Source organism: Neobacillus endophyticus (assembly GCF_013248975.1).
Taxonomy (GTDB): domain Bacteria; phylum Bacillota; class Bacilli; order Bacillales; family Cytobacillaceae; genus Neobacillus; species Neobacillus endophyticus.
Genome location: NZ_JABRWH010000001.1, coordinates 444,525 through 456,352, shown reverse-complemented (window position 1 = coordinate 456,352; position 11,828 = coordinate 444,525). Strand labels below are relative to the sequence as shown.

Annotated in this window: 9 protein-coding genes; 8 read left to right on the top strand and 1 reads right to left on the bottom strand. The window is 38.1% G+C overall.

Annotation, left to right across the window (positions count from 1 at the left end; translation table 11 throughout):
* The first annotated feature begins 3 nt into the window (after positions 1-3).
* The gene (locus HPT25_RS02250) at positions 4-270 is read left to right on the top strand and encodes a phosphocarrier protein HPr (protein WP_173059327.1); all 267 of its coding nucleotides are present in this window, start codon (positions 4-6) and stop codon (positions 268-270) included.
* A gap of 217 nt (positions 271-487) precedes the next feature.
* On the opposite strand, the gene HPT25_RS02245 is transcribed toward HPT25_RS02250, so the two are convergent.
* On the bottom strand, positions 488-1,618 hold the full coding sequence (locus HPT25_RS02245) for a GntR family transcriptional regulator (protein ID WP_173059324.1): 1,131 nt from the start codon (positions 1,616-1,618) through the stop codon (positions 488-490).
* A gap of 513 nt (positions 1,619-2,131) precedes the next feature.
* On the opposite strand from HPT25_RS02245, the gene chvE reads away from it, so the two are divergent.
* The 7 genes from chvE to HPT25_RS02210 all read left to right on the top strand — a co-directional run bounded on the left by chvE (position 2,132) and on the right by HPT25_RS02210 (position 11,664).
* Positions 2,132-3,211 carry a multiple monosaccharide ABC transporter substrate-binding protein gene (gene chvE / locus HPT25_RS02240; protein WP_173059322.1) on the top strand — a complete coding sequence of 360 codons (1,080 nt, stop codon included), beginning with the start codon at positions 2,132-2,134 and terminating at the stop codon, positions 3,209-3,211.
* Positions 3,212-3,298: 87 nt separating this feature from the next.
* The gene (mmsA, locus tag HPT25_RS02235) at positions 3,299-4,831 is read left to right on the top strand and encodes a multiple monosaccharide ABC transporter ATP-binding protein (protein WP_173059319.1); all 1,533 of its coding nucleotides are present in this window, start codon (positions 3,299-3,301) and stop codon (positions 4,829-4,831) included.
* A 101-nt stretch (positions 4,832-4,932) separates the two neighbouring features.
* Complete coding sequence (gene mmsB, locus HPT25_RS02230) at positions 4,933-6,048, top strand: multiple monosaccharide ABC transporter permease (RefSeq protein ID WP_173070811.1); 1,116 nt, start codon at positions 4,933-4,935, stop codon at positions 6,046-6,048.
* A gap of 211 nt (positions 6,049-6,259) precedes the next feature.
* Entirely contained in the window at positions 6,260-7,954 is a 1,695-nt protein-coding gene (gene araB, locus HPT25_RS02225) for a ribulokinase (RefSeq protein ID WP_173059316.1), read from the top strand.
* On the top strand, positions 7,948-8,649 hold the full coding sequence (gene araD, locus HPT25_RS02220) for an L-ribulose-5-phosphate 4-epimerase (protein ID WP_173059313.1): 702 nt from the start codon (positions 7,948-7,950) through the stop codon (positions 8,647-8,649). The genes araB and araD overlap by 7 nt, the downstream gene beginning before the upstream one ends.
* Positions 8,650-8,735: 86 nt before the next feature.
* A complete protein-coding gene (gene araA, locus HPT25_RS02215) occupies positions 8,736-10,214 on the top strand; it encodes an L-arabinose isomerase (protein WP_173059310.1) in 1,479 nt (492 codons plus the stop codon).
* Positions 10,215-10,632: 418 nt separating this feature from the next.
* Positions 10,633-11,664 (top strand): LacI family DNA-binding transcriptional regulator, encoded by a 1,032-nt coding sequence (locus HPT25_RS02210; protein WP_376767902.1) that lies wholly within the window; start codon positions 10,633-10,635, stop codon positions 11,662-11,664.
* Positions 11,665-11,828: the final 164 nt, after the last annotated feature.

Sequence of the window (11,828 nt, the reverse complement as noted above, 5' to 3'; positions counted from 1 at the left end):
CTCATGGCAGAAAAAACATTCAAAGTAGTCGACCAGGCTGGTATCCATGCCCGTCCGGCAACAGTATTAGTCAGCACTGCATCCAAATTTAAATCAGAAGTAAAATTAGATTATAAAGGAAAAGAAGTAAACCTTAAATCGATTATGGGTGTTATGTCACTTGGAATCCCTAGCGGTGCCGAAATTAAAGTGATCGCCGAGGGAGAAGATGCAGAAGAAACGATTCAAGCACTCGAAGATGTGATGAAAAAAGAAGGATTAGCTGAATAAGCATCCCTCCATATCAGAAAAAAGACATCACATTTCGCTAAAAAGCGAAATGTGATGTCTTTTTTCAGCCGAAGGAAAGTATAACTTTCCTATCAGGAATAAGTGCACTAAGGATGTTTCGTGCATTAAAAGCTGTGCTATTCGGCGAACTACGCCTCTGTCTCTCCCTGCTAGGCTCGCCAGTTGGCGAGTTTTCTTAAACAAAACATCCTTTAATTTACGTTTCTTGAGTTACTTCTCCTTTTACAGGAGCAGTGGAACTTCTTATGATTAATTCAGGTTCAAATACGATGGAATGTTTATCGTTTTGATTTCTCTTCTCCACTGCAGAGACAATCCATTTTGCTGCAGCGATTCCCATTTCCAACTTTGGATGGGAAAGAGATGTAAGTTTTGTTTCTGTTGCTTCAGCTAAATAGGAATCATCAAAACCTACTACAGAAATATCCTCAGGTACTCTTAATTCAAGTTCTCTGAATAAATTTAATACAGATATCGCCACTTGATCATTATAGCAAAAGACTCCTGTCGGCATTTCATCTGATGTTTCGAGTACTTTCCTTACTTTTTCTAATAATACTGTATCTACTTCTTCAGTTGAAAATGTAATAATCATATCAGGTGATAAGGTAATGTTATTTTCTCTAAATGCTTTAATAAATCCTTGCATTCGATGTACACCTTGCAAATCGTCCGTTTTGAAAATACCTATTATTTTTTCATGTCCCAGTTTAATTAAGTGTTCTGTGCCCATATATCCGCCCTTTTCATCGTTCACAATAATATGTGGCGGAACCAATTGAGGATAATACTGGTTAATCATTAAATACGGGATATTGTTTTGTTCTAATTCCAAGTAATAATTAACATTTGGATTATAACTGCTGCTCTTAGTAGGCTCAACGATTAGCCCATCTATGTTTCTGCTGAGCATACTTTGTAAACATTGTTTTTCTTTTTCAATATTATTATCTGTACATGCAAAGGTTAATGAATACCCTTGATCAGTTAAATATGATTCAATTCCTTTGATAATAGAAGGAAAAATATAATCAGAAATGTAGGTGGTAATTACACCAATATTTTTGCCGCTTGTACGAGGGAAGTGTTGATTAGGCTTATTTTGAGTGATTCCATTCGCACAAAAAGTACCAGCACCTTGTTCTCTATATAACCAGCCTTCGTGCACCAAATCCCCGACTGCCTGGCGTACAGTATGGCGGCTGACACCAAAAATTTTGACAAGTTCATTTTCAGAATATATTTTTTCACCTGGCTTAACTTCCCCGCTATTAATCCATTCTTTTATTTTATCCTTAACCATGAGATGCTTGGTTTGTCTCAACATAGTTCACCACTTTCAACGCTAATGACTTGTATGCACAATTTAATTTAATTATACACGAACATATTGAAATGTATAAACCATATTGAAAAAAAGTTTATTAATTTCTATTTTTCTATTCAAAAAAGATGCGCTCAAAAATGAATAAAAAAGTATTGTAAAGCTATATTTTATAGGCGTTTAAACGGTATATCTCAAGATATAACCTTTTCAGAAGGAAATTGTATTTTTGGAAAAATTTAAATTCATTTTAATTTTAGACATTGCCTAAGATAAAATAATGACTTATAATAATTGTACGTACAATAAATAGTAATTTAAAAGGAGTGTTGCACAAGTATTTAATAGATTTTTAGATTAGATGTTTCTTGTACATACAGCTAAGTAGTTCAAAAGATATTTTTTTACACAGGAATGAAAGCGCTTATTTATTGATTATTCCATTTTACTACTCTAATACCCATCTTAGGGTATCGAGATCACAAAACATTTAGAAGGAAAGGGGTTCATTTTTTTATGAAGAAATTTTTATCCGTATTTTTGCTTATAGCCCTAGTATTTTCTTTAGCGGCATGTGGAAGCAGTAACACTAGTGGCACAGGTACCAAAGGCTATGTTGGGATTGCGATGCCAACTAAATCTTCAGAGCGTTGGATTAAAGATGGAAATTTCATGAAACAAGAATTTGAAAAGCAGGGTTATAAGGTTGAATTACAATATGGTGAGGATGACGTGAATAACCAAGTTTCTCAAATTGAAAATATGATTACTAAAGGTGTAAACGTTTTAGTAATAGGAGCAATTGACGGTTCTGCTTTAACAAAAGTTCTTGATGAAGCCCATAAGCAAAAAATCAAAATTATTGCTTATGACCGATTAATTAAGAAAAGTCAATATGTTGACTACTATGCTACTTTTGACAACTACAAAGTTGGTATATTGCAGGGGTCTTACATTGAAGACAAACTAGGATTAAAACAAGGCAAAGGACCTTTCAATATTGAATTATTCGGTGGATCTCCAGACGATAACAATGCTTACTTCTTCTGGAATGGTGCAATGTCAGTATTAGATCCTTATATTAAATCTGGCAAACTTGTTGTTCGCAGTGGCCAAACTAAATTTGACCAAGCGGCTACACTTCGCTGGGATGGTGCGACTGCACAATCTCGTATGGATAACTTGTTAAGTGCACATTACACTACTGATAAAGTAGATGCTGTACTATCTCCATATGATGGCATCAGTATCGGAATCTTGTCATCATTAAAAGGTGTGGGTTACGGAACAGCTTCAAAACCACTTCCAGTTATCACTGGGCAGGATGCTGAGTTAGCCTCTGTCAAATCAATTATTGCTGGAGAACAAACTGAAACTGTATATAAAGATACACGGGCATTAGCAAAACAAACTGTAAAAATGGTTAACGCTGAATTAGCTGGTAAAAAAGTTCCAGTTAATGATACAAAGTCTTACAATAATGGAGTAAAAGTTGTACCTGCCTACCTATTGCAACCAGTATCCGTAGATAAAACAAACTACAAACAAGTATTAGTAGATGGCGGTTATTATACTGAAGCACAGCTAAGCAAGTAATTTTCATGTTTTTAGGAAGTAAATGATTTAGTGGCTGCTTGTACAGTCACTAAATCATTTATTACATTGTGAGGGCGCGGTGAAAGAATGACAGCAACCATTTTGGAAATGAAAAATATTACAAAAGAATTCCCGGGCGTTAAAGCACTTTGCAATGTAAATTTGCAAGTGAAGAAAGGAGAAATCCACGCTTTGTGCGGTGAAAACGGTGCGGGGAAATCAACTTTGATGAAGGTTTTAAGTGGTGTGTATCCACATGGAACTTATGAAGGTAATATTTTTTTCGATGGAAATGTTTGTGAGTTTAAAAACATAAGAAACAGTGAAAATTTAGGAATTGTTATTATTCATCAGGAACTAGCATTGATACCAGAGTTATCGATTGCAGAAAATATATTTCTAGGAAATGAACAAGCAAAAAAAGGAATTATTAATTGGAACGAAACAATCTCAAAAACAAAAGGTTTATTAAATAAAGTAGGTTTAACGGAGAATCCCAACACTCTAATTACGAGTATTGGTGTAGGGAAGCAGCAGCTGGTTGAAATTGCAAAGGCATTATCCAAAGATGTAAAACTTCTTATACTCGATGAACCGACTGCGGCGTTGAACGAAGATGACAGCGAAAACTTACTAAATCTAATGTTGGAATTTAAAAAACAAGGTATTACCTCCATCATTATTTCTCATAAATTAAATGAGATTGCCAAAGTAGCAGATTCGATCACGATCCTCCGTGATGGGCAGACAATTGAAACAATTGAAATAACGAATGGGCAAATATCAGAGGACCGTATTATTAAAGGAATGGTAGGCAGGGATTTAACTAACCGTTATCCTGAAAGAATACCGAAAATAGGCGAAGTAATTTTTGAAGTAAAGGATTGGAATGTCTATCATCCAATGCTTAGTGATCAAAAAGTAGTTGATTCTGTAAATTTTAATATTAAAAAAGGTGAGATTGTTGGTATCGCCGGTTTAATGGGTGCAGGACGAACAGAGCTTGCAATGAGTATTTTTGGGCGGGCATATGGGAAGAAAATAAGCGGCCATCTATACAAAAATGGCACTGAAATACATGTGAAGAATATATCTGCAGCCATTAATAATGGGCTTGCATATGTAACTGAAGATCGAAAGCATTATGGGCTTAATTTAATTGACGATATTAAATCAAATATTTCCATTTCAAGTTTGAAAAAGATTTCGAAAGGTACAGTTATTAACAAAAACCAAGAAGTAATAGAAGCAGAAAATTTCCGAAAAGCAATGAAAATAAAAACACCTAGCATTACACAGTTAACTGGTAACTTGAGTGGAGGTAATCAGCAAAAGGTGGTTTTAAGTAAATGGATTATGACGGAGCCTGATATCTTGATGCTGGATGAACCAACACGAGGTATTGACGTGGGTGCTAAATATGAAATTTATACCATTATTAATCAGCTTGCTGATCAAGGCAAAGGTGTTTTAGTTATTTCCTCCGAACTTCCGGAGCTTCTTGGGATATGTGACAGAATTTATGTTATGAGTGAAGGAACAATAACTGGAGAATTGCAAAAAGGAGAAGCAACACAAGAAATTATTATGAAGTTCATGACTAAGGGCAGAGGTGAATAATAGTGAGTACGCAAACAGAAGTAATAAAAGAGGAACTTCGCGGAAATGGGAAAAGGGATTCCATTACAAAGCTGATTAAGAGTAACATCCGTCATTATGGAATGTTTATTGCCTTAATCTTAATTGCAGGTCTATTTCAGTTCCTGACAAATGGAATTCTTTTAAAACCACTCAATATCACAAACTTGATCCTCCAAAACAGCTATGTTCTTGTTTTGGCCGTCGGGATGGTGTTGATTATCATCCTTGGCCATATTGACTTATCGGTTGGTTCCGTTGCTGCTTTTATTGGGGCTATATCAGGAATTTTAATTATTAACCACCACTTAAATGTATTCTTAGCTATTATTCTGTCTTTACTTATAGGAGCTGTTATCGGAGCTTGGCAAGGTTTTTGGGTTGCGTATGTGAAAATTCCTTCTTTCATCGTTACCTTGGCAGGGATGCTTCTATTCCGCGGTCTAACTATGCTTGTTTTGCAAGGAGCATCAATCGCACCTTATCCTGATTCATTCCAAGGGATGGCTTCTGGTTTCATTCCAGATATTTTTCATGGAACAGATTTGCATATCTTCACAATTGTCATCGGTATTATCTTTTCAATCATTTATATTATCAATGAAATGAGAGCTCGTAAATCGCAAGTAAAATATGGGTTCCAAGTTACATCCCTAGGTTTACTTCTAGGCAAATTAATTTTCATGGTTGCTATTATCAACATCTTTACATACATTCTTGCGACATATGATGGTATTCCTAATATCTTAATAATCTTATTTGCCCTTATCATCGTTTACGCATTTATTTCGAAAAAGACCGTCATGGGGCGTCATATCTATGCGATAGGGGGCAATGAAAAAGCAGCAGGCCTATCCGGTATTAAAACGAAGAAAGTGGTTTTCTGGTCATTTGTGAATATGGGAGTTTTAGCTGCCCTTTCTGGTTTAGTGTTTGCAGCCCGTCTGAATGCGGCAACTCCAAAAGCTGGTAGCAATTTTGAGCTGGATGCAATTGCCGCTTGTTTTATCGGCGGTGCCTCTGCCTACGGTGGTATTGGTACAATTGGGGGGGCTATAATTGGTGGTTTAGTAATGGGAATTATGAACAACGGTATGTCCATTTTGGGGCTTGGAAGTGATTGGCAACAGGCTCTTAAAGGACTTGTTCTCCTAGCAGCTGTTGCATTTGACGTTTGGAATAAAAATAAGGCATCGTAATTTCATTATGGGTAGGTTTAGTCATTCTTAACCTACTCTTCTGCTTCATAAAAAATTTTTACAATAAGTTATACGTACAAGTATGAGCGAATAATGATCCTACCCGTATGAATAATAGGTGTACAAAAAGTAAAGTCTTGCCTTTATGCTCGTGAACGACTAAAAAACTAAAAAATTAGTTATTAAAAAATAATAAGATTGGGTGATTTAGATGGTTAAATATTCGATAGGCATAGATTATGGTACTCAATCGGGAAGAGCCGTTCTTGTTGAAGTGGGAACAGGTAAAGAAGTCGCAACTGCTATTAAAGAGTATACCCATGGTGTTATGGATGAGTATCTTCCAGATGGGACGACAAAGCTGGAACATGATTGGGCATTGCAGCATCCGGTTGATTACTTAGAAGTATTGCAGGTTACGATTCCTAAAGTAATAGAGGAAGCAAATGTTTCAGTGGACGATGTTATTGGGTTGGGGATAGATTTTACTGCTTGTACGGTACTGCCTATTGATGCTGCGGGCACCCCATTGTGCTTTAAAACTGAATTTTCAGGCCAACCACATAGCTTTGTAAAGCTTTGGAAGCATCATGCTGCACAAGATGAAGCGAATCGGTTGAACGACATTGCAGCAAAAAGAGGAGAAAAGTTTTTACAGCGCTACGGTGGAAAAATTTCTTCTGAGTGGATGATTCCTAAGGTATGGCAAATTCTTAATGAGGCGCCGGAAATCTATGATGCAGCAGATCAAATTGTAGAAGCTACGGACTGGGTGGTTTTCCAATTAACTGGTGACTTAAAACGGAATAGCTGCACAGCCGGATATAAAGCAATTTGGCATAAGCGGGAAGGATATCCTTCCAGTGACTTTTTTAAAGCCTTGGATCCACGCCTTGAGAATGTTATAGAAGAAAAACTGTCAACCAAGATTTTTTCAATTGGTTCAAAGGCAGGGGAAATTACTGAAAAGGCTGCAAAGCTGACTGGCCTAAAACCTGGGACAGCGGTGGCAATCGCAAATGTCGACGCACACGTAGCAGTTCCTGCCGTCGGGATTACAGAGCCAGGCAAATTATTGATGATTATGGGAACGTCGACGTGCCATATTTTACTTGGGGAAGAAGAAAGAGTTGTTCCGGGGATGTGCGGTGTAGTTGAAGATGGTGTGATTCCAGGCTTGCTGGGCTATGAAGCAGGACAATCATGTGTCGGCGATCACTTTGAATGGTTTACTGAGAATTGTGTTCCGGCCAACTATTTTGAAGAAGCAAAAGGATTAGGGCTCAATATCCACCAGCTATTAACTGAAAAAGCAGGCAAATTGCAGGTGGGTGAAAGCGGGCTCTTGGCTTTGGACTGGTGGAATGGGAACCGTTCAACACTTGTAGATGCTGATCTTACTGGCATGATTTTGGGAGCTACCCTATTGACAAAGCCTGAGGAAATTTATCGGGCATTAATTGAGGCTACTGCGTATGGTACAAGAATGATTGTCGAGACGTTCCGCAACCATGGTGTACCGATTAACGAAGTATATGCCTGCGGTGGAATTGCCGAGAGAAATTCAGTTATGATGCAAATTTACTCCGATGTGCTAAATATGGATATTAAAATTTCTGATTCTTCGCAAACACCTGCATTAGGTTCAGCGATGTTTGGAGCTGTGGCTGCTGGTAAAGAACGTGGCGGCTACGATCATATTATAGATGCAGCGAAAGATATGGGGCGAGTGAAAGATTATATCTATCAACCTACTAAAAAGAATGCAGAAGAATATGATCGGTTGTATAGAGAGTATGCCCGTCTTTATGACTACTTCGGCCGCGGCGAAAACAATGTAATGAAAACATTAAAGCAAATTAAAAAAGAAAGCTCACAGGAGAGAAAGGAGGAGACAGTATGTTAGGGCAACTAAAGGAGGAAGTTCTGAATGCGAATCTTCTGTTGCCGAAACATGGATTGGTTTCCTTTACGTGGGGGAATGTCAGCGGAATCGATAGGGAACAGGGACTGGTTATCATCAAACCAAGCGGTGTGCCTTATGAAGAATTAACAATTAATGACCTTGTGACAGTTGATTTGGATGGTAATATTGTGGAAGGAAATTTAAAACCATCATCTGATACCCCTACCCATTTGGCACTATATCGGGCATTTCCGAATGTAGGTGGAATTGTCCACACCCATTCTCCTTGGGCAACTTCCTGGGCTCAGTCTGGACGCTCCATTCCTGCGCTTGGAACGACACATGCCGACTATTATTATGGTGAAATTCCATGCACTCGAGCCTTAACGAAAGAGGAAATTAATCGGTCATATGAACTGGAGACAGGGAATGTGATCATTGAAACATTTGAAACAGGTGGAATTGAGCCATCGGCAATGCCTGGCGTCCTTGTATCCGGCCATGCTCCATTTTGTTGGGGAGAAGATGCTAATCATGCAGTACATAATGCGGTCGTACTAGAAGAGGTAGCGAAAATGGCTCTCCATACCTTCCAATTGAATCCACAAATTGAGCCAATTGATCAGTATTTGTTAGACAAACATTATCTCAGAAAGCATGGTGCTAATGCTTATTACGGTCAAAAGAAATTTTGAAAAAGATAGACAGATCAAAAATTCAATAAATTAATAGTTAACTGTTTATGTATAACCTAACTATCGATTTCAAAGGAGGATTTATCATGTTAACAACAAAAGTGTACGAATTTTGGTTTGTAACCGGCAGTCAATTATTATATGGAGAAGATGTACTTAAGCAGGTAGAAGAAAATTCTAAAATTATCGTAAATGGCTTGAATGCTGATGTTCCGTATAAGATTAAATTTAAGGAAGTTGTGAAGGACGCAGCCGCAATCCGCAAGCTTTTTTTAGAAGCGAATGCTGATGAAAATTGTGCAGGTGTCATTACATGGATGCATACATTTTCACCATCGAAAATGTGGATTGCAGGATTGTCTGCACTGCAAAAACCTTATCTTCATTTAGCTACCCAGTTTAATCGCGATATCCCATGGGATTCAATTGATATGGACTTTATGAATTTAAACCAGGCTGCACACGGTGATCGTGAGCATGGCTTTATAGCTGCCCGCATGAATGTTAAGCGTAAAGTTATTATGGGGCACTGGGGAAATTCGGAAGTGCGGGAACGCTTGGGAAGCTGGATGAGAACGGCTGTTGCTTTTGCTGAAAGCAAGAATTTAAAAGTTGCTAGATTTGGTGACAACATGCGGCAGGTTGCCGTAACAGAGGGTGATAAAGTAGAAGCACAAATTAAATTTGGCTGGACAGTGGATGGTTATGGTATTGGTGACTTAGTACAGCGCATGAATGATGTAACTGAACAGGATATTGACAGGTTATTGGGAGAATACGAAGAAAAATACCTCATTGTTCCAGAGGGTTTAATTGAAGGTCCAGTCCGAGAGTCAATCCGTTATCAAGCGCGTATTGAGCTTGGATTAAAGGCATTTTTAATCGAGGGTGGCTACACGGCATTTACGACAACTTTTGAAGATTTACACGGAATGCTCCAGCTTCCGGGTCTTGCAGCCCAGCGCTTAATGGAGCAGGGCTATGGCTTTGCTGGTGAAGGAGATTGGAAAACAGCTGCTTTTGTAAGACTGATGAAAATAATTGCTGGTAATGAAGGAACGTCATTTATGGAGGATTATACGTATCATTTTGAACCGGGAAATGAAATGGTCCTTGGGGCCCATATGTTAGAAGTATGTCCGACAATTCAAGCGACCAAGCCGCGAATTGAAGTTCATCCGCTCGGTATTGGCGGCAAAGAAGACCCGGCTAGACTTGTATTTGATGGTAGAAGCGGGTCAGCATTGAATGCAACTATTATTGACCTAGGACATCGATTCCGTCTAGTTGTTAATGAGGTGGATGCCGTTCAACCGGATAAAGAATTGCCTAAATTGCCTGTTGCAAGGGTTTTATGGAAAACTCAGCCATCCATGAGCCAAGCAGTGGAAAACTGGATACAAGCCGGAGGCGCACACCATACTTGCTTCTCGTATAAAGTGACTGTTGGACAGTTAAGAGATTTTGCTGAATTAACTGGAATTGAAATGATCCTAATTAATAATGATACAAATACACATGCACTTACTAATGAGCTGCGTTTAAATGAAGTTTATTATCGTTAGTTTTTGTTAACGTTGTAATTGAGCGTAACATAAATGATTTATTATTGATTTCCATACCTTCTTTGTCAGAAACAAGTGGCGAGGAGGGTATGGAATCTTTTGTTTACTCTATTTTTAGATTCGCTGATAAAGTACGGCTTCCTATTGCTTTCAACTAATTAGTTGAGAGCTTTTTCAGTTTGCTGGGATATACTTGGATGTTGAATTCGCTTGCTCAAGAAGAGAGCGTTCGGCGCTGGTCCGTAGTCATAGAGTTAATAACATAACCTATATAAAGTAAAATTTTTAGTAAATATTTTCGAATTATCAAAAAATATATTGAAACCCCTTTCTTGGGCTGTTATTATACATGTATACCAAGTAAATAATTTAGTAAATTTTAATCTGAATCGGTAAATAATTTAGTGGTGAGGTTTTTATGATGGTGACAATCAAGGATATTGCAGCTTTGACGAAGGTTTCCCCTGCAACGGTTTCGAGAGTGTTAAATAACGATCGGACCATTACGGTTCTAGAAGAAACTAGGGATCGGATCTTACAGGCGGCAAAGGATTTAGGGTATAAGACAATCCTTGAGAGGCGGGTTAAGCAGCACAAAGAGGCAGGAAAAGAGAAGTCAAACGTTGGGATTTTACTTTGTCAGACAGTAGAAGAAGAATTAAGTGATCCCTACTTTTTGTCCATTCGTCAGGGGGTTGAGGAGGAATTATTGAATTTGGGAGTTTCTTCCACCAGTATGTTTCGGCTGAATGAGACAGGCTCGAATCCACTCACTCAAGGCTTTGATGGATTGATCGTAATAGGAAGAATTAGTGAAGCAGCTTTAAAAACAGTGAGTGATCATATTGAAAATGTTGTGTATATTAATCATTCTCCAGATGACCGCCGTTACGACTCTGTTGTAATAGATTTTGTTGCATCAACGAAATTAGCCTTGCAGCATTTATTAGATCAGGGATATAAGCGGATTGGCTATATTGGCGGATTAGAGAAGGAACATTTGAATAACAGAAAAATTGTCATCGAAGATAAGCGGTTAACTACTTTTGAGGAAGTATTAAAAGAAAAAGGCGTATTCCATGCCAACTATATCTTTGTCGGGGAATATACGATGTCTCAGGGCTATGAATTGATGAAGAAAGCACTTCAGAAGAATGATTACCCGGAAGCATTCTTTATTGCAAGCGATCCGATGGCCATTGGAGCTCTTAAAGCATTACAGGAAGCGAATCTTACAGTTCCTGATGATGTAGCAATTGTTAGTTTTGATGATATTGAAATGGCGAAGTTCGCAAGTACACCGCTCACAACCATAAAGGTGCATACTAAAGAGATGGGAAGAACTGGGGTAAAACTATTGATGGATCGTTTTAACGGAAGGAAAATTCCTCTTAAGGTTTTTGTGCCAACGGAATTAGTTATAAGAGAAAGCAGTGCCTCAGGAAAATAGCTGGAAGCAAAATATTCCGAATGGATGAAAGGAGGTGATTGACTGCGAAACATCTGCATTGTTTTACTTCATTTACGAGGATAAAAGACAAAACGTGGGTGCTCCTCCAAAATTGTCCTTTATGGAAGGGATGAAGGCCAAACCTCGGGTTTGCCCAAGCAAAA

Coding starts and splice junctions, on each gene's coding strand:
- HPT25_RS02250 (WP_173059327.1), top strand. CDS start 4: ATGGCAGAAAAAACATTCAAAGTAGTCGACCAGGCTGGTATCCATGCC.
- HPT25_RS02245 (WP_173059324.1), bottom strand. CDS start 1,618: ATGTTGAGACAAACCAAGCATCTCATGGTTAAGGATAAAATAAAAGAA.
- chvE (WP_173059322.1), top strand. CDS start 2,132: ATGAAGAAATTTTTATCCGTATTTTTGCTTATAGCCCTAGTATTTTCT.
- mmsA (WP_173059319.1), top strand. CDS start 3,299: ATGACAGCAACCATTTTGGAAATGAAAAATATTACAAAAGAATTCCCG.
- mmsB (WP_173070811.1), top strand. CDS start 4,933: ATGTTTATTGCCTTAATCTTAATTGCAGGTCTATTTCAGTTCCTGACA.
- araB (WP_173059316.1), top strand. CDS start 6,260: ATGGTTAAATATTCGATAGGCATAGATTATGGTACTCAATCGGGAAGA.
- araD (WP_173059313.1), top strand. CDS start 7,948: ATGTTAGGGCAACTAAAGGAGGAAGTTCTGAATGCGAATCTTCTGTTG.
- araA (WP_173059310.1), top strand. CDS start 8,736: ATGTTAACAACAAAAGTGTACGAATTTTGGTTTGTAACCGGCAGTCAA.
- HPT25_RS02210 (WP_376767902.1), top strand. CDS start 10,633: ATGATGGTGACAATCAAGGATATTGCAGCTTTGACGAAGGTTTCCCCT.